Source organism: Streptomyces sp. NPDC020299, from assembly GCF_044387825.1.
In the GTDB taxonomy this organism is placed as follows: domain Bacteria; phylum Actinomycetota; class Actinomycetes; order Streptomycetales; family Streptomycetaceae; genus Streptomyces.
In genome coordinates this window covers 192279-209013 of the sequence record NZ_JBIRWL010000008.1, presented here as the reverse complement: position 1 = coordinate 209013, position 16735 = coordinate 192279, and the positions used below count along the sequence as shown (strand labels likewise).

At 73.5% G+C, this 16735-nt stretch carries 18 protein-coding genes; 10 read left to right on the top strand and 8 right to left on the bottom strand.

From position 1 onward, the window contains the following. Positions 1 to 231 precede the first annotated feature (231 nt). From ACH45E_RS22000 to ACH45E_RS21990, 3 genes are all read right to left on the bottom strand, one after another. Positions 232 to 2685 (bottom strand): Helicase associated domain protein, encoded by a 2454-nt coding sequence (locus tag ACH45E_RS22000; RefSeq protein ID WP_361445504.1) that lies wholly within the window; start codon positions 2683 to 2685, stop codon positions 232 to 234. A gap of 623 nt (positions 2686 to 3308) precedes the next feature. Then, entirely contained in the window at positions 3309 to 3929 is a 621-nt protein-coding gene (locus ACH45E_RS21995; protein WP_361445501.1) for a DedA family protein, read from the bottom strand. A 217-nt stretch (positions 3930 to 4146) separates the two neighbouring features. After that, entirely contained in the window at positions 4147 to 4743 is a 597-nt protein-coding gene (locus tag ACH45E_RS21990; RefSeq protein ID WP_361445498.1) for an ATP-binding protein, read from the bottom strand. Between the two features lie 320 nt (positions 4744 to 5063). Here ACH45E_RS21990 and ACH45E_RS21985 point away from each other — a divergent pair, with 320 nt between their 5' ends. From ACH45E_RS21985 to ACH45E_RS21975, 3 genes are all read left to right on the top strand, one after another. After that, positions 5064 to 5939, top strand: coding sequence for a helix-turn-helix transcriptional regulator (locus ACH45E_RS21985; protein WP_361445495.1), 876 nt, complete (start codon positions 5064 to 5066; stop codon positions 5937 to 5939). Positions 5940 to 5950: 11 nt separating this feature from the next. Then, positions 5951 to 6199, top strand: a complete 249-nt coding sequence (locus ACH45E_RS21980; protein WP_361445492.1) for a DUF397 domain-containing protein — start codon at positions 5951 to 5953, stop codon at positions 6197 to 6199. A gap of 96 nt (positions 6200 to 6295) precedes the next feature. Next, complete coding sequence (locus tag ACH45E_RS21975) at positions 6296 to 7111, top strand: SAM-dependent methyltransferase (protein WP_361445489.1); 816 nt, start codon at positions 6296 to 6298, stop codon at positions 7109 to 7111. A 45-nt stretch (positions 7112 to 7156) separates the two neighbouring features. Here ACH45E_RS21975 and ACH45E_RS21970 read toward each other — a convergent pair whose 3' ends face one another. Continuing rightward, positions 7157 to 7798: a GNAT family N-acetyltransferase gene (locus tag ACH45E_RS21970; RefSeq protein WP_361445486.1), complete on the bottom strand. Its 642-nt coding sequence runs from the start codon at positions 7796 to 7798 to the stop codon at positions 7157 to 7159. Positions 7799 to 7909: 111 nt separating this feature from the next. Here ACH45E_RS21970 and ACH45E_RS21965 point away from each other — a divergent pair, with 111 nt between their 5' ends. Beyond that, entirely contained in the window at positions 7910 to 8857 is a 948-nt protein-coding gene (locus tag ACH45E_RS21965; protein ID WP_361445483.1) for a DUF1731 domain-containing protein, read from the top strand. 2 nt (positions 8858 to 8859) lie between these two features. Here ACH45E_RS21965 and ACH45E_RS21960 read toward each other — a convergent pair whose 3' ends face one another. From ACH45E_RS21960 to ACH45E_RS21950, 3 genes are all read right to left on the bottom strand, one after another. Next, positions 8860 to 9327 (bottom strand): pyridoxamine 5'-phosphate oxidase family protein, encoded by a 468-nt coding sequence (locus tag ACH45E_RS21960; protein ID WP_361445480.1) that lies wholly within the window; start codon positions 9325 to 9327, stop codon positions 8860 to 8862. Between the two features lie 77 nt (positions 9328 to 9404). Then, positions 9405 to 9695, bottom strand: a complete 291-nt coding sequence (locus tag ACH45E_RS21955) for a DUF3040 domain-containing protein (RefSeq protein WP_361445477.1) — start codon at positions 9693 to 9695, stop codon at positions 9405 to 9407. A 132-nt stretch (positions 9696 to 9827) separates the two neighbouring features. Then, positions 9828 to 10262: a hypothetical protein gene (locus ACH45E_RS21950; RefSeq protein ID WP_361445474.1), complete on the bottom strand. Its 435-nt coding sequence runs from the start codon at positions 10260 to 10262 to the stop codon at positions 9828 to 9830. Positions 10263 to 10361: 99 nt separating this feature from the next. On the opposite strand from ACH45E_RS21950, the gene ACH45E_RS21945 reads away from it, so the two are divergent. Beyond that, positions 10362 to 10730, top strand: a complete 369-nt coding sequence (locus ACH45E_RS21945; protein ID WP_361445471.1) for a MerR family transcriptional regulator — start codon at positions 10362 to 10364, stop codon at positions 10728 to 10730. Between the two features lie 38 nt (positions 10731 to 10768). On the opposite strand, the gene ACH45E_RS21940 is transcribed toward ACH45E_RS21945, so the two are convergent. After that, complete coding sequence (locus tag ACH45E_RS21940; RefSeq protein ID WP_361445468.1) at positions 10769 to 11347, bottom strand: DNA starvation/stationary phase protection protein; 579 nt, start codon at positions 11345 to 11347, stop codon at positions 10769 to 10771. 243 nt (positions 11348 to 11590) lie between these two features. Here ACH45E_RS21940 and ACH45E_RS21935 point away from each other — a divergent pair, with 243 nt between their 5' ends. The 5 genes from ACH45E_RS21935 to ACH45E_RS21915 all read left to right on the top strand — a co-directional run bounded on the left by ACH45E_RS21935 (position 11591) and on the right by ACH45E_RS21915 (position 16675). Further along, positions 11591 to 12748, top strand: a complete 1158-nt coding sequence (locus ACH45E_RS21935; protein ID WP_361445465.1) for a low temperature requirement protein A — start codon at positions 11591 to 11593, stop codon at positions 12746 to 12748. Between the two features lie 30 nt (positions 12749 to 12778). Beyond that, positions 12779 to 12988, top strand: a complete 210-nt coding sequence (locus tag ACH45E_RS21930) for a DUF6417 family protein (protein ID WP_361445462.1) — start codon at positions 12779 to 12781, stop codon at positions 12986 to 12988. An 83-nt stretch (positions 12989 to 13071) separates the two neighbouring features. Further along, a complete protein-coding gene (locus ACH45E_RS21925) occupies positions 13072 to 14388 on the top strand; it encodes an MFS transporter (protein ID WP_361445459.1) in 1317 nt (438 codons plus the stop codon). Positions 14389 to 14463: 75 nt separating this feature from the next. Beyond that, a complete protein-coding gene (locus ACH45E_RS21920; protein WP_361445456.1) occupies positions 14464 to 15537 on the top strand; it encodes a LacI family DNA-binding transcriptional regulator in 1074 nt (357 codons plus the stop codon). A 73-nt stretch (positions 15538 to 15610) separates the two neighbouring features. Continuing rightward, positions 15611 to 16675: a right-handed parallel beta-helix repeat-containing protein gene (locus tag ACH45E_RS21915; RefSeq protein WP_361445453.1), complete on the top strand. Its 1065-nt coding sequence runs from the start codon at positions 15611 to 15613 to the stop codon at positions 16673 to 16675. Positions 16676 to 16735 lie beyond the last annotated feature (60 nt).

Sequence of the window (16735 nt, the reverse complement as noted above, 5' to 3'; positions counted from 1 at the left end):
ACGCCCTGCCGGGCGGGCCTTGGAGGGATGCGCCGCCCCGGCGGCGGGGACCACGACGGCTGGGGTGCGGCCGGTCCCGGGCAGCCGGCCGCCGGTGTCCGGGAGCGGTTTTGCCGGTGTCGAGGAGCGGCCCCACCATCCGGTGCTGCCGGTGCCGTCGGCTCGGCAGGCTCACCGGCCGCGGTTTTCCTGGTCGCGGCCGGACCGGCGGGCGTGCGTCGTGCCGCCGTGTCACGTCCAGCGCATCCCGATGCCGGACAGCTGTGCGGCCCGTTCGGGGGGCAGTGTGGCGGCGCGGGAACGCTGGTTGCTGATCCAGGCGCCCAGCCTGACCGGGCGCTCCTGTTCGCCGTCGGGCAGGACGACGGTCTCGACGTGCTTGCGGGGCACGACCAGATGGCCCTCGCGCCGGTAGAACTGGGTGGCGGCGGCAAGGTTGACCGCCCATGTGGCGGCGTGGGAGACACGCGGCCGGGGCCGCTCCTCCTCGGCGGCGGGCTCGACACCCAGCACGTGCTCGCACAGCCACTGCTGCCCGGCCGTGAGCCCCTCCCAGCCCAGCCGCTGCGCACGGACCCACCGGCCGAGGTCCTCGCCCTGGCGTACGGCCTCGCCCGGCGCGACGGGCAGCCGGCCGCCCTCCGCCAGGTGCAGCCGGGTGAGGTGGAAGCGGCGCTGCCACTCCACCGGCCAGGCCGGACACCAGGCGGGGTCGATCTCCTCCAGCTGCTCCCGGCGCTCATCGGACAGCGCCTCGGCCGGGTCCTGAGCCGCCCTGCGGGCCGCGGCCCGCTGGTTCTTCAGCCAGATACCGACCTTGAGGCCCCGGTGGACGGCGTCGTGCGGGGCGAGGAGGTGGCCGTGCTCGGCGGCCCAGCCGCGGGCCGCGGCGAGGCCCTCGTCCCAGGCGACGTCGAAGTGCGACCAGACCATGCCGAGCCGCTCCAACTGGCGGACCCGGTCGGCGTCGAGGGTGCCGCGCGCGTGGAAGCGGCGCGCGTCGGCGATCCACTGCCCGAGCGGGAACCCCGCGAGCGCGGCGGGCCAGTCGTCGGCCTCGGCCGCCTCACCCTGAGGCACCCGGAAGGTGAACGGCACCCGCAGACCGCCGTGGACGCGGGCGTACAGCGCGGCGGCCTCGACACCGCGCCGCCAGTGCGCGTGCTCGGGGTTGATCACCCGCAGCTCCACGAACGCGGCCAGCTGCGCCGGGTCGCGCGGGGTGGAGAACCTCAGCAGCGCCCGGGCCGGGGCGCTGACGCTCGCGAGGCCCGGCTCGGCGTGCTCCTCCTCGGCGACGGTACGGCCCTTCGCGGCCCGGCTCGGCGCCTGCGGTTCGGCGAGCCGCTCCACGATGCGCGCGTCGTGGGCGCGCAGCGCCTCCAGCAGCCGGGCCAGGCCCGCGTACGCCCTGCTGCTGAGCATGTTGTCCGGTGTCTCGCCCGGCCCGAGCAGCACCGGCACCACCAGCGACGCCGTCTTGCCCTCACCGGGCCGGATGCGCAGGGCCCGGCCCACCGCCTGGACGAGGTCCGGCATGGAGCCGCGTACGTCGGCGAAGTACACCGAGTCGCAGTGCCGGGTGTCGACGCCCTCCCCGAGGACCCGCACCGAACTGAGGAACGCCCGGCGCACCCGGGTCCCGTCGGCGGCCTTCAGCCGGGCGAACGCGTCCAGGACCTTGCGCCGGTGCGGGGGCGGATGGTCGCCGCACAGCCAGTCGGCCCAGACCGCCCGCGGATACCGCCGGGGTTCGGCCGCGTGCAGCCGTGCCGCGACCTCGCCGAGCCCGGCCGCGAAGGCCTCCGCCTCCCGGACCAGGTGGTGGAAGACCAGCGTGCGCCTCAGCCCCTCCTCCCGTGCCGCCTTCAGCAGCGCGGCCTGCAACGCGGCGAGCCGGGCGCCCCGCATCTCGTCCGTGCGGCCCTCGACGCCGAGCAGCTGCGCGGCCTGCAGCTGGGTGTCGGTGACGTCGACGCACACCACCTGGTACGGCGCGCAGATCCCGCGGTCGATCGCCTCAGACAGGGTGAGGGTGTGGCAGCGGGCGCCGAACGGGCCGTCCGGGTCGTCGTCCATGGACGCGACGAGTTCGCCGGGGGCGCCCTGTCCAGTCTCCTCGTCGGGCTGCCACAGGCGGGGGGTGGCGGTCATGTACAGCCGCCGCAGCGCCGGGATCCGGGCGTTGTCGTGCACCACCGCCCACGGTTTGCCGATCCGTCCCGAGGTCCGGTGCGCCTCGTCCACGACGATCAGGTCCCAGCCCGGCAGCCCGGCGGCGTGCGCCCGCTCCAGGGTGCCGAGGCCGAGCGAGGCGTACGTGGCGAAGACGGTGACCCGGTCGAAGGGCCGCACCCACTCGGCCAGCTCGCCCGCGTCGGTGGTGTTGGGGAACGCGGCCTGGTCCCCGCGCAGCGAGGACACCCCGATCATCGGCCCCGTCCGGCCGCCCGCGCGCCACGCGCCCTCGGTCTGCGCGAGCAGGTCCAGCGACGGCACCAGCACCAGCACCCGGCCCGCGCGCAGTTCTTCGGCACTGCGGACCGCCACGAGGGTCTTGCCGGAGCCCGTGGCCATGACGACCTGGGCCCGCAGCCCCCGCACCGGCAGGCCCGCGCCGCCCGGCTGCTGGAGCGCGCGCACCACGGCGTCCACGGCCTCGCGCTGATGGGGACGGAGTCTCACGGGACGACGATAGCGCCGCCCACGCGGGCGCCCGCGGCGGGCGGGGCACGGGGCGGGCAGTCTGCCGAGGGCGAGGGTCGGCTCGGGGCGGCTGCCCCGGCGGCGCTCGCTCGGCGGATCGTGCCGCAGCAGTCGGTTTGAGGTCTGACGGCGGTGTCGGCGGCTTGGCACGGGCGGGCGCAGCAGGTCGCGGGCAGTCTGCCGAGGGCGAGGATCGCCCCGGGGTGGCGGCGCCCGCGGCGGCAGGCCCGGGCCGCCCGGCTGCCGGAGCGCGCGGCCCACGGCGTCCCCGGGGCGACGAGCGCCGCCCGCGCGGGGTGCCTGCCGGGCGGGCGCGGGCTCCGGCATGCCCTTCCGCGCTGGACGGGGTCCAACCCTGGCGTCGCGCGGCGCAGCAGGCGGCGGTCAGTCTGCCGAGGGCGAGGGTCGGCTCGGGGCGGCTGCCCCGGCGGCGCTCGCTCGGCGGATCGTGCCGCAGCAGTTGGTTTGAGATCTGACGGCGGTGTCGGCGGCTTGGCACGGGCGGGCGCAGCAGGCGGCGGGCAGCCTGCCGAGGGTGAGGCCCGGCCCGGGGCGGCAGCCCCCGCGCCGGGCCTGTGCGCGATGTGCCGTCGCGGTCCGTTTCAGACCTGGCGGTCACGCCGGCGGCGTGGTACGTGGCGGGTGAGGAACGTGGCGGCCAGGAGGGCGAGGAGGGCGTAGAGCTGGTAGCGGGTGATCTCGTCGTAGATCTCGTCGATGTGGCTGCCCGCCAGGTTGGCCAGGGTCGCCCAGAGGCCGGCCCACAGGGCCGCGCCGAGGGCGTTGAAGGCCAGGAAGCGCCGCCAGGGCATGCCGGTGGTGCCCGCGACGATGCCGTTGGCCTGCCGCAGCCCCTCGACGAAACGGGCGATGGTGACGATCTTGCCGCCGTGCCGGGTGAAGAACTCCTCGGCCGCGTGGAAGCGCTTCGGTGTCAGGAACACGTACCGGCCCCACCGGTGCACGACGGCACGGCCGCCGGATCGCCCGATCAGATAGCCCACGTTGTCCCCGAGCACGGCCGCGGTGAACGCGATGACCGCCACGGCCACGATGTTCAGCCGCCCCGCCCCGGCGTACACGCCCGCGGCGATCAGCATCGTCTCGCCCGGCGCGGGCACCCCGAAGTCCTCCACGAAGACCACGGCACCGACGGCCCAGTACCCGTAGTGGCCCAGCAGCGGTTCCAGATGGGCCAGCGGACCCGGAAGCGGAGGGGCCATGACTCCACCGTACGTCGCGCCGCCGGAACGCCCTGACGCACGGTCACGGGGCGGAAGCGGAACCCGGGTGGTCCGGGCCGCCCGGCCTGGGGCGGGTACGGGTCCAGGACGGGTCGGCCATGCGGGCACGGGGGGAGGGGGAGTGAGGGGGGACGGGGATGCGCGGTCGGATCATCAGGCAGGTGTCCTTCGGCCGAGTGGGGGATGGGCCGGTTGCTCAGGCGGCGGGCGGGCCGGTGGTCAGCTCGGCCCAGACGGCGCGTCCGTACCGGTGGGGGAGGCCCGCCACGCCCCAGTCGGTGCTCAGCGCCTCGACCAGCAGCAGCCCCCGGCCGCTCTGGTCGTCGGGGCCCGCCTGCCGGGGCACGGGACGTAAGGGTCCGCGGTTCTGGTCCTCGACCTCGATGCGCAGCCGCCCGGGGGTGGCGAGCAGCCGGCACACGATCCGCTCGCTCGCGGAGTGCGTGAGCGCGTTGGTGACGAGCTCGGAGGTGATGAGGACGGCGCTGTCGGCCGCGTCCCCGTCGATGTCCCAGGCGATGAGCGTCTCGCGTACGCCCGCACGGGCCAGACAGACCGAGGCGGGGGCGGCGGGAAAGACGAACGCGTGCGTCCGGCGGGGCGGTTCGGCCCCGGAGGCGAGCGGGTCGGGGCCCTCGGGCCCAGGGAGTCGACCGCTGTGCTCGCCTCCGGGTGGTCGGGTGGAGCGCGCCGCCTCGGACGGCCGGTGGGGACGCCCGTCCGTCGGCAGGGGCTCGAGTTGTCCGGCGCCGGGCAGTCGGTGCAGGGGCTGGGGGAGGGAGGGCGGGGGCATCGCCATCGCCTTTCGTCCGGCTCGCGTCGTGGGGGGTGTGCTGGTGTCGCGTCCGCCGGCCCTGGGGGAGGCAGACGGCGACCCGGGCACCACGGCGCCCGATCGCAGCCCGGTCTCCCCCGACTGGGCCGCTCCGCCTGCTCCTTCCTGGGCCGGAGCAGTGAGTCCACTGTGACACCTGCCAACAACGGCTCGCAACCTGCAAGTTGAAATTTGCAAGTAGTCACGTGCATGCTGCTTCCGGCAATCGGTGATCGAATGAGACTGCCGAACGATCGCGTGAGACGGTGACCCTGCAACCGACGGTGAGGGGGTAAGGCGTGACCGCGGAGACCGACTGGGGTGGCGCGCCTTCCGTCCTGCGCATGATCCTCGGCAGGCAGTTGGAGGAGCTGCGGACCCGGGCCGGCCTCAGCTACGAGCAGGCGGGCGCGGCGATCGGGCTCAGCCACTCCACGATCCGCAGGATGGAGGCCGCCAAGGTCGCCCGGCTCAGGCTGGCGGACGCCGAGAAACTGCTCCAGACCTACGGAGTGACGGACCAGCAGGAGATCGACACCTTCCTGCAGTCGGTCCGCGAGGCCAACAAACGCGGCTGGTGGCACACCTACCGCGATGTGATGCCGGACTGGTTCGCCGCGTATCTCAGCCTGGAGCAGGCGGCGCTGCAGATCCGGGCCTACGAGAACCAGTTCGTCCACGGGCTGTTGCAGACCAAGGAGTACGCGCACGCCCTGCTGGGCGCGGGCAACCCGCACGCCTCCGGCCAGGCCACGGAGCGCCGGGTCGCGCTGCGCATGCGCCGCCAGGAACTGCTGTCCCGACAGGCGCCGCCGAGGCTGTGGGTGGTGATGGACGAGACCGTGCTGCGCTGGCCGGTCGGCGGCCCCGGCGTGATGCGCGCGCAGATCGACCATCTGATCGAGCTCAACCGGCTGCCCCATGTGACCCTGCAGATCATGCCGTTCGCGGGCGGACCGCATCCGGCGATGCGGGCGGGCGCGTACCACCTCTTCCGGTTCCGGGCTCCCGAACTGCCCGACATCGTCTACCTGGGCGGGCTGGTCGGCGCCGTCTACCTCGACAAGCCGGACGACGTCGTGGTGTACCGCGAGGCCCTGGACCGGCTGGGCGCCCAGGCGGCGCCCGCCAAGAAGACCGAGGCCGTCCTCGGTTCGATTCGCAAGGAGATCTGAGGAGATCTGAGGTGCACCACCCCATACGCCACCCCATACGCAACGGCATGCCGTCCCGGGACCTGGGCGCCCGCGGCTGGACCAAGCCGTGGAGCGACGACGCCGGAGGCGCCTGCGTGGAAGTGAAGAAGCTCGCCGACGGACGCGTCGCGGTCCGCCAGTCGACCGACCCGGACGGGCCGGCGCTGCTCTTCACCCCGCGCGAGATGACGGACTTCCTGTCCGGTGTGAAGGCGGGTGACGCGGACTTTCTCCTGTGAACTCCCCTTGTTCTGCTGAGCGTTGCCCCAATTCTCCGCGATCATGGATCCGCTTCGGATCCTTATGACTTCCTCCGACCCGAATGGGAGACGGCGTTGCCCGACAACGGATGGCCGGCCGACCGCATCGACACCGAGAACGCCCACTCCGCCCGGATCTACGACTACATCCTGGGCGGCAAGGACTACTACCCCGCCGACAAGGAGGCGGGCGACGCCATGTCCCGGGAGTGGCCCGCCCTCCCCATCCACATGCGGGCCAACCGCGACTGGATGAACCGCGCGGTGCGCTGGCTGGCCGAGGAGGCGGGCATGCGCCAGTTCCTGGACATCGGCACCGGGATCCCCACCTCCCCGAACCTGCACGAGATCGTCCAGTCGGTGGCTCCCGAGTCCCGGGTGGTCTACGTCGACAACGACCCCATCGTCCTCACCCTCTCCCAGGGCCTGCTGTCCAGCGCGCCCGAGGGCAGGACGTCGTACATCGAGGCCGACTTCCGTGACCCGTCGGCCATCCTGGACGCCCCCGAGCTGCGTGAGACCCTCGACCTCGGCAAGCCGGTCGCGCTCACGGTGATCGCCATCGTGCACTTCATGCTCGACGCGGACGACGCGGTCGGTGTCGTGCGCCGCCTGCTGGAGCCGCTGCCCTCGGGCAGCTACCTGGCGATGTCCATCGGCACCGCCGAGTTCGCGCCCGAGGAGGTGGGCCGCGTCGCCCGCGAGTACGCGGCCCGCAACATGCCGATGCGGCTGCGCACCATCGACGAGGCCCACGAGTTCTTCGAGGGTCTGGAACTGGTCGAACCCGGCATCGTCCAGGTGCACAAGTGGCACCCGGACGGCGCGGGCGAGCAGGACATCCGCGACGAGGACATCGCGATGTACGGAGCGGTCGCCCGCAAACCGTGACCGCGGCGGGGCCGGGGTGCCGCCCCGGCCCCGCAGTACCACCGTCTACGGCGCGATCAGCAGCGCCTCGGCGCCCACCGGCCGGTACCCGGCCGCCTGGAAGGCGCGCACGCTGCGGGCGTTGCCCGCCGCCTGCTGCGACCACACCGGCCGCCCGTCCGGCACGAGGTGCCGCGCGGCCGTGGCCAGGGCCCGGCCCAGGCCACGGTGGCGTACGTCCTCGTCGACTTCGACCGCCGTCTCCCAGCGGCCGGCCACGCCCCGTCCGAGGACGACCACCCCGCCGTCGGCGGCCCAGACCCGGACGTCGTCCCGGCGCTTGCGGGCGCTGGTCGCCCGGGGATGACCGGGATCCATCAACTCGCGTAGCTCAAGCGGCGGTTCGCCGGGCAGGGCACTCGCCACGGTCAGCAGGTCGACGGTGTCCGCCGCCCGGCCGGTGCGGTCCAGGAACGCCGCGAGGAACCGGGGGTTCATCGTGGCCGCCAGCGCGTCGCAGTCGAGTGCGGCCAGGGTGTCGTACACCCACCGGGGATCCTCGTCGGTGAACACGACCGAGTGCGCGGTGAACGCGAGCACCCCGGCGTCGCGGTGACTCGGCTGCCCCACCACGGTCGTACCGCCGTCGGGCGGCGGGAAGCGCCCCTGTGCGGCCGCTTCCAGGATGCCGGCCAGGGTCGGGCTCATGGTGCGTCTCCTTCCTCGTCGTTCCACCGGACATCGTTCCTCCGGACATCGTTTTGAACATGTTCAACTCTGGGCTAGGGTCGTGTCCAGTGAGGGAGAGGGGAGGCCCCGATGAGGTTCGTGCTGCCCGGAGGCACCGGCCAGGTGGGTACGGTCCTGAGGCGCGCGCTGACCGCGGCCGGTCACGAGGTGGTGGTGCTGAGCAGACGACCGGCCCGCCCCGGTGAACTCGCCTGGGACGGACGGACCCTCGGCCCCTGGGCCGAGGCGGTCGACGGCAGCGATGTCGTCGTCAACCTGGCCGGACGCAGCGTGAGTTGCCGCTACACCCCGGTCAACCTGAGAGCCATGATGGACTCACGGGTGGAGTCCGCCCGGGTCGTCGGCGAGGCGATCGCCGCCGCCGCCCGGCCGCCCCGCGTCTGGCTCCAGATGAGCACGGCCACCGTCTACGCCCACCGCCTCGACGCGCCCAACGACGAGGCGACCGGTGTGATCGGCGGCAGCGAGCCGGACGTGCCCGGCTACTGGTCGTACAGCGTCGACATCGCCAAGGCCTGGGAGCGCGAACAGGAGCGGGCCGACACCCCGCACACCCGCAAGGTCGCCCTGCGCTCCGCGATGGTGATGAGCCCCGACCGGGGCGGCGTACTGGACGTCCTGCTGCGGCTGGCACGTCTCGGTCTCGGCGGGCCGGTCGCCGGGGGTGCCCAGTACGTGTCCTGGATCCACGACCGCGACTTCGTGCGCGCCGTCGAGTTCCTGGCCGGCCGGGACGACCTCGCCGGCCCCGTGAACCTCGCCGCCCCCGGCCCCTTGCCCCAGCGCGCCTTCATGCGCGCGCTGCGGAAGGCGTGGGGGATGCCGGTCGGTCTGCCCGCCACCGCGTGGATGGCGGAGATCGGCGCCTTCGTGCTGCGCTCGGACACCGAACTGCTGCTCAAGAGCCGGCGCGTCGTCCCGGGCCGCCTTCAGGAGGCGGGTTTCGCGTTCGACCACCCGCACTGGCCGGGAGCCGCCGCCGACCTCGTACGACGCGTACGCGACCGCCGCCCCTGACCTCACGGCGCCGGGGCGGTCCACTCACCGTCGCGCATCACGTGCCGCCCCCTGAGCTCGTGCGAGCCGTTCCAGGCCTGGATCGCCCGCGGCAGTGCCCTGAAGTACGCGTACGAGGGGTGATCCTCGCGCGGGTCCCAGCCCCACTGCTCCGCGAAGGCGTCCGCGGCGGCGGCCGGCACCTCCTGGGCGGTGAAGGTCTCCACCGCGGCGTCGATCAGGACGACGTCCCGCGTGTCGCCGAGCGCGAGACGAGCCCGGCCGGTGTCGCGCAGGTTACGGCCCGTCGGACTGGTGATCCTGGTCGACAGCCACAGGGCGGCTGCGTCCCACCGGAACCACAGCGGGACCAGACACGGCATACCGTCCGCGCCGGACGTGGCGACCCAGGTGTCCGTCCGTGTACGCAGCTTCGTGAGCACATCACGCCGACGCCGAGCGGCGTCCCGGGGCTCCTCGGTGATCTTCATACCGGGCGACGGTACCGACCGCGCGGCCGCGCCGCCTCGGGCGGTGGTCCTACGGCTCGGGACCGAGGCGGAACGAACTACCTGGCCGCACGGCACAGCAGCCGGAAGGCCGCCATGAGGGTGAGCGGCCAGACCGCGGCGAACGCCCACACCAGCCCCGGGTCCGAGGTGCGGAAGCCGAGGATGCCCAGGGTCAGCGACGCGCACATCAGGAGCGCGGCGGCCAGGGCCAGCCACACCCGAGGGCGTGAAGGGCTCATCCGGCGGGCGAGACGGCGGTCACGGCGCAGCTCCGCCTCGATGCCGAACAGGGTGAGTCGTTCGTGGGTGGTGAGTTCGACGTCATCCGAGTGGCTCCGGTCTTTCATGGCACACCGGGTTCCCCGAGAACGCCATCCGATGCCCATCCGGCCGCGGGCTGTTCGTCCCGGTGGACGGTTGGCAGGTCAGCGCCCGCGGCAGCGCGCCGGGCCCCTAGGGCCTGTTGCCCAGGGACCTGATCACGCCCTGCTGGTCCTGAGCTCTCCGCGGCGTGTCCACGGCAGGAGCTGGGCGAGGCCGAAGGAGACCTCGACGACGAGGAACAGCCACAACAGCCGCGTGGCCCCCTGGGCGAGCGCGTACGCCTGCCACAGCGCGAACAGCACGCGGGCCACGCCGTCGTACAGCCCGTGCGCCGGCAGGGGCCGGAACAGGCGCAGCAGGGCCCAGACGACCACGACCGAACCCATCAGGTTCGCGTACAGCGTCTGCACGGGATCCAGGGCGGGCAGGACCCCGAGCCCCAGCGTGCCGCCCAGCGACGACAGCGCACGGTGTACCAGGGCGTACGTCCAGGGCGTCGCGAATCCGGCGGTGACGACGAAGTCGTACCCGGCACTGGCGCGGACGACACGCGCGTAGGACGGGCGGGAGGGATCGGGGAGACGGATCACGGTGCTGCTCCTGGTGGTTGCACGACAGCGACGCCCGTCACGCTAAACAGTGGAGTAGGGTCCAAGGTCAAGCCCGCACAGGTGAACTGACGGAGAGTCATGCTGATCGGAGAGCTGGCCGAGCGGACCGGCATGACCAAGGACGGCATCCGCTTCTACGAGAAGGCCGGCCTGGTCAGGGGCCGACGACTGCCCAACGGCTACCGCGACTTCCCGCCCGAGACGGTGCCCTGGCTGGACTACGTCCGCACCGCGCGGACCCTGGGCTTCTCCCTGGCGGAGATCGCACGGCGCGGCGAGGAACTGCTCCACGCCCCGGACTCCGCCGCGGCCCTGTCCGCGCTGCTCGAGGAGAAGATCCGGATCGTCGATGCCCGCATGGCCGAACTCACCGCCCTGCGGTCGGAGTTGGCGGAGCGTGTCGGCACGGGATGCCCGCTGCGGGCGACGGCCGGTCGGTCCGGCTGACCGCCCGGCGGGCCGGGCGGCCGTGAGCCCGGCCCCGGTCAGGTGCGGACCAGTGGTGTGTCGACCAGGTGCTCGGCCAGGAACCACGCCTGCAGTTCGCCGGTCCTGATCACCTGCGACACCAGCAGGTCGTTGGTGCCGTCGTCACCCAGCTCGGCGGCCCGCGCCGCGGCCTCGTGGGCGTCGACGAGGATGCTCTCGTGGGCCTCCAGCAGTCGCGACAGCATGGCCGGGACCTCCTCGACGCCGTCCGGCGGCCGGGGGATCGAGGTGATCTCGGCGACGTGCCGGGGGTCGCCCACCGCGACCCCGCCCAGCGACTGGACGCGTTCGGCGACGGTGTCGACGATCTCGAGCTGTTCCCCCGCGTGCTTGTCCAGCACCAGGTGCAGCTGGTAGAAGGTCGCGCCGCGCATCAGCCAGTGGTGCTTCTTGTAGAGGCCGTAGAGGATCTGCGTGTCCGCCAGGACCTTGTTCAGGCGCTGGCAGGAGTACATCCGCGCCTCGTAGGACAGGCCGACCGGGAACTGCTTGACGGTCCCGAACTCCTGGATCACCTCGCCCTTCTGGTGCAGCCACGGCTGGCTGCCGGTCCCGGTCCGGGAGCTGGTGGTCATGTTCCGCCTCCTGTTGGTGCCGTGTGGTGCGTACCCCGGTGACGCTAGGGGCCCGCGCGGGCACCGTGTCGCCCGGCAGCGCACGCCGTGCTGCCCGCCCGTGCACACCCTCGTGCGCACCGCGCCGGCCGTGCGCTCTCGGGCACATGCCCGTGCGCCGGCGGACACGTGACCGTCCACCGGCCGCCCTAGCCTCGGCGCAACGGCCGACGCCCGGGGAGGGCCGGTGCAGCGAGGAGAGGCATGAGCACCATGCGGGGCCGGGACCCCGGCGAACCACACCGGTCCGCCACCCCACTGGAACTCTTCTTCGACCTGTGCTTCGTCATCGCGGTGGCCCAGGCGTCCGCGAGCCTGCGCACGGCGCTCACGCACGGGGAGTACGCCACCGGCGCCCTGCGCTTCGCGCTCGTCTTCTTCACCATCTGGTGGGCGTGGATGAACCTCACCTGGTTCGCCTCCGCCTACGACCCCGACGACGTGCCGTACCGGCTGACGGTGCTCGCCCAGATCACCGGCTCGCTCGTCCTCGCGGCCGGTGTGCGCCCGGCGTTCCAGGACGGCGACCTCAGGATCGTCACGCTCGGGTACGTCGTCCTGCGGACGACCCTGGCCGCCCTGTGGCTCCGGGCCGCGGTGTCCGACCCCGCCCGGCGCCGGACGGCCCTGCGCTTCGCCGTGGGAGTGACGGTGTGCCAGCTCGGCTGGGTGGGCCTGCTCGGTGTCCCGCCCGCGCTGCGGCTGCCCGGCATCGCCGTGCTGATAGCCGCCGAGCTCTGTGTGCCCGTGTGGGCGCAGTCCGCCGGGATGACTCCCTGGCATCCGCACCACATCGCCGAGCGCTACGAACTGTTCACCCTCATCGTGCTCGGCGAGTCCGTCGCCGCCGCCACCGTCGCCGTGCGGAGTGCCTTCGGCCGGCACCACGGCACCGGCGCCCTCGTCGCGGTGGCGGCCGGTGGCCTGCTCACCGCCTACGCCCTGTGGTGGCTGTACTTCGCCCGCCCCGCGCACACCCTGCTCGCCACGACGCACCAGGCCGACCGCAGGAGGTTCCCCTGGGCCTACGGCCACTACCTGGTCTTCGCCGCGGCGACCGCGGAGGGGGCGGGCCTGGCCGCGTACGCCGATCACGTCACGCGGCACACCGGCGCGTCGGCCCCGGCCGCCGGGGCGGCGGTCACCGTACCGGCGGCCGTCTTCCTGGTCACGGTGTGGGCCGTGCACCTGCGCCCCCACCAGAAGAGGGCCGCCGAGTGGCTCCCGTACCCCGTCACCGCGGCCGCCCTGGTGCCGGCCGCCTGGTCCCCGGCCCCAGCCCTCGTCGCGGGCGCCCTGCTGGCGATGCTGGTCGCCGTGACGTCGGCACCGGGCGCCGCCGGGCCCGTCGAGGGTGCGTGAGGCGGGCCGTACCGGGTACGTTGCCCCGTCATGGACGGCTACGACCCCCCAGACCTGGACGAGATCGGCTTCCTGCCCGGGGACGGCACCGCCGAGCGGCTGGCGGAGCTGCACCAGGAGGAGGCGCACGACCTGCTGGACCTGCTGGAGGCGGGCACGGCGCGGGGCGGCCCGCCCGTGTCACCTCAGGCCCATCGCGTGGCCCGGGAGATCGCCGCCCGCATCCCGTCGCCCAACTGACGGGCGAGGCGGCGCGGCAGTGAGCGAACCGGCGGCGTGCCGGGACCTTGACGGCCTCTTTGTTACCGGTAACACTCAGCGGCGTGACCGAGCCGACCACCCGACCGCCCCGTGCCCCTGCCCGCGCGGTCGCGGACACCCCCGTCTTCAGCCCGGCCGCCGTCGTGGCCTCCTGCGTGGGCTTCGTCCTCATCGGCGCGCTCCAGGCCCTCTACGGGCCCGCCATCCCGGCCTTCCGCGAGGAGTTCGGACTCACCCCCTCGGCCGCCGGTCTCGGACTGAGCGCCCACTTCGTCGGCGGGGTGAGCGGGGTGCTGCTCTTCGACCGGCTGTACGGCCGGATCGGCAACCGGCGGATCCTCGCCGCCTCCCACCTGCTGATGGCGCTCGGCGCGGCCGGTTTCGCGTTCGCGCCGAACTGGCCCACCGCGCTGGCCACGGCGCTGCTGGCCGGACTCGGCTTCGGCGGCATCGACTACGGCCTCAACCAGCTCTTCGCGGTCGGCTTCGGGCACCGTTCCACCGCGATGCTGAACGTACTCAACGCGCACTTCGGCATCGGCGCGATCCTCGGCCCGGCCCTGATCGGCGCGGTCGGCGCCGCGCACTACCCGGCCGTCTTCCTCGGTTTCGCGCTCGCCAACCTGCCGCTGCTGCTGTGCCTGAAGGGCGTACGCGACCGGGCGCCCCAGCCGGCCGGCGCGGCGGGGGAACCCGGAGGCGGGCTGGGGCCTGTTGCGAAGGTCCCGTCGTCCGCCCGAAGGGCGGGCCCGGCGGGGTCTTCGCAACAGGCCCCAGTCCTGACCCGCAGCCTGGCGTCGGTGCTCGCCGTGTTCGTCGCCCTCTACGTACTGCACGTGGGCATCGAGGCGGGCGTCGGCGGCTGGGAGCCCACCCATCTTCAGACCGTCGGCTACGGCGCCGGGGCCGCCGCGACCGCCACCTCGGTGTACTGGCTGATGATGACCGTCGGCCGGTTCCTCGTCGCACCGCTGGCGCTGCGCTTCACGGCCCAGTCCCTCATCACCGTCTCCTGCGCGGGCATGACCGGGTGCCTGCTGCTGGCCGCCGTGCCCGGGCTCGCGCCCTACGCCTACGCGGGCGTCGGCCTGTTCATCGCGCCGATCTTCCCCACCGGTCTGCCGTGGCTGCGCCGGGCGGCTCCACGGGCCCGCCGGGCGGGCGCGCTGGTCATCGCCGCCTCCATGGTGGGCGGGGTCGCGGCGGGCCCGCTGCTGGGCAAGGCCATCGAGGGGGCCGGGATCCGCGCGGTGCCGCTGCTGCTGTGCGCGGTCTCCGCCGTGTGCCTGGCCGCCACGCTGTGGCTGATCCACGGCACGCGGACCCGGGGCGCGGTTCCGGCCCGCGGGGCAGGCGCCCCGACCGGCCCGAGAACCTGAGCGGCTGCCCGGCCTATCCTGTGGATCCGCCGGGCGGAAGGACCGCCGGGCCCGGCCCCGAGGAAGCGACCCGTCATGCCCCGCAGCACCGCCGACAGCCCGGTCCCGCCGCGGCGCAGCCGGCGCAACTTCGCCGGCGCGCGGCCCGTGATGGACGACGTGGCGCGGCTGGCCGGCGTCTCCAAGCAGACCGTGTCCCGGGTGATCAACGACAACCCGGCCGTCCGCCCCGAGACCCGCGAGGCCGTACAGGCCGCCATGCGCACGCTCGGCTACCGTCCCAGCCGCAGTGCCCGCTCGCTGGCCAGCGGCCGGACCCGGATGCTCGGCGTGATCTCCTTCGACGCGGCGCGGTTCGGACCCGCCTCCATCCTGACCGCGATCAACCGCGCGGCGCAGGAAGCCGGTTACCTCGTCAGCTCCATCGCCCTCGACACGGCCGACCGGGACACGGTGGTCCGGGCCGCCGACCGCCTCTCGGCCGAGGGCGCCGACGGTGTGATCGCCATCGCCCCGCAGCGCCGGATCGGCCGCGCCCTGGCTCAGGCACACCTCGACACCCCGCTCGTGGTGCTGGAGAACGACCTCGGCGACGGCACGCCCCTGATCACCGCGGACTCCATGACCGGGGCCCGCCTGGCCACCGAGCACCTCCTGGGCCTCGGCCACCGCACCGTCCGGCACATCGCGGGCCCGGCCGGCTGGACGGCCGCCGACGCGCGCGCCGACAGCTGGCGCACGACCCTGCGGGCGGCCGGGGCGCATGTCCCCGAGCCGCTCTTCGGCGACTGGAGCGCCGACTCCGGGTACGAACTGGGCCGCCGGCTGGCCGGGGACGCCGAGGTCACCGCCGTCTTCGCCTCCAACGACCAGATGGCCCTGGGCGTGCTGCGCGCCTTCCACGAGGCCGGACGGCCGGTCCCCGACGAGGTCAGCGTGGTCGGCTACGACGACATCCCCGAGGCCGCCCACCTGCTGCCCCCGCTGACCACCGTACGCACCGACTTCGCCGAGATCGGCACCCGCTCCCTGCGCCTCCTCCTCGACCGCCTCGAAGGGACCGCCGGGCCCCGCTCCACCCCCGTCGCCCCCGTCGTACCCGTCGAACTCGTCGTCCGCCGCAGCACGGCCCCGGCGCCCGAGGACTGAACGCCACGCGTGACACGCCGCCGGACGGCTCATCCGGGGCATTCGTCCCCTTTTGAGCCGTAACGTGCGGAATATGAAGAAATGTCATACGGTCTTCGCGGCCTGCACCGCAGTGCTCACCGTGGTCGGACTCAGTGCGGCCTCGCCCGCAGCCGGCTGCTCCACGCTCCATGTCGTGCGCCCGGGCCACTCGATCCAGAAAGCGGTGGACGCGGCCAGGCCCGGGGACACCGTGCTGGTGATGGCCGGCACGTACCACGAGAGCGTGAAGGTGACCACGCGCGGGCTGATCCTGCGTGGCCAGGGCCGGAGCACGGTGATCAAGCCCGGCAAGAAGAAGTCCGCCAACGCCTGTGCCGAGAACGGCAACGGCATCTGCGTCGTGGGGACGAAGAGCCGTCGCCTCGACGGCGTCACCGTCGAGAACCTGCGGGTGACCGGCTTCGCCCGGGCCGGCGTGTTCGCCGTGGGCACCGACCGCCTGGCCGTGCGCTACGTGACCGCCGAGAAGAACAAGCTGTGGGGCGTCGCCGAGGAGCGGTCTCAGCGCAGCCTGATCCGGGCCAACACGGTCCGCGACAACGGCGACGCGGGCGTGTTCCTCGCCAACACGATCCTGACCGAGGCGGGCGCCAAGGACACCAGGGGCACGATCGTCGACGGCAACGTGCTGACGGGCAACCGCATCGGCGTCACCGTCCGGCGCCTGCGCAACCTCACCGTCACGCACAACGACGTGACCGGCAACTGCGCCGGGGTGTTCGTCGTCGGCGACGAGAACAAGCCCAAGGCCGGCAAGGTGACCGTGGCCTCGAACCGTATCGTCAAGAACAACAAGTACTGCGAGAAGACCGCCCGGCTGCCCTTCCTCCAGGGCTCCGGCGTCGTCATCACCGGCGCCGAGGACACCCTGGTGACCGGGAACGAGATCAGCGGCAACGCGGGCAGGTCCCCGCTCTCCGGCGGCGTCGTCGTCTACAAGAGCTTCGTGGGCACCACCAGCGAACGGAACCGGGTCACCGGCAACAGGCTGGTGGGCAACGCTCCGGCGGACGTCGTCAACCAGGAATCCGCCAAGCGCCAGAACACCTTCACCCGCAACAACTGCGTCAAGTCCAAGCCCTCGGGCCTGTGCTGACCGGCCGTCCCCATCCGTAACCAGTACCTCCGTAACCAGTCCGTCCGTAACCAGAGGAGG

Excerpts from the sequence above, each read along its gene's own strand:
- ACH45E_RS21995 (WP_361445501.1), bottom strand. The coding sequence starts at position 3,929 with ATGGCCCCTCCGCTTCCGGGTCCGCTGGCCCATCTGGAACCGCTGCTG.
- ACH45E_RS21990 (WP_361445498.1), bottom strand. The coding sequence starts at position 4,743 with ATGCCCCCGCCCTCCCTCCCCCAGCCCCTGCACCGACTGCCCGGCGCC.
- ACH45E_RS21970 (WP_361445486.1), bottom strand. The coding sequence starts at position 7,798 with ATGAGCCCGACCCTGGCCGGCATCCTGGAAGCGGCCGCACAGGGGCGC.
- ACH45E_RS21965 (WP_361445483.1), top strand. The coding sequence starts at position 7,910 with ATGAGGTTCGTGCTGCCCGGAGGCACCGGCCAGGTGGGTACGGTCCTG.
- ACH45E_RS21960 (WP_361445480.1), bottom strand. The coding sequence starts at position 9,327 with ATGAAGATCACCGAGGAGCCCCGGGACGCCGCTCGGCGTCGGCGTGAT.
- ACH45E_RS21955 (WP_361445477.1), bottom strand. The coding sequence starts at position 9,695 with ATGAAAGACCGGAGCCACTCGGATGACGTCGAACTCACCACCCACGAA.
- ACH45E_RS21945 (WP_361445471.1), top strand. The coding sequence starts at position 10,362 with ATGCTGATCGGAGAGCTGGCCGAGCGGACCGGCATGACCAAGGACGGC.
- ACH45E_RS21940 (WP_361445468.1), bottom strand. The coding sequence starts at position 11,347 with ATGACCACCAGCTCCCGGACCGGGACCGGCAGCCAGCCGTGGCTGCAC.
- ACH45E_RS21935 (WP_361445465.1), top strand. The coding sequence starts at position 11,591 with ATGAGCACCATGCGGGGCCGGGACCCCGGCGAACCACACCGGTCCGCC.
- ACH45E_RS21930 (WP_361445462.1), top strand. The coding sequence starts at position 12,779 with ATGGACGGCTACGACCCCCCAGACCTGGACGAGATCGGCTTCCTGCCC.
- ACH45E_RS21920 (WP_361445456.1), top strand. The coding sequence starts at position 14,464 with ATGCCCCGCAGCACCGCCGACAGCCCGGTCCCGCCGCGGCGCAGCCGG.
- ACH45E_RS21915 (WP_361445453.1), top strand. The coding sequence starts at position 15,611 with ATGAAGAAATGTCATACGGTCTTCGCGGCCTGCACCGCAGTGCTCACC.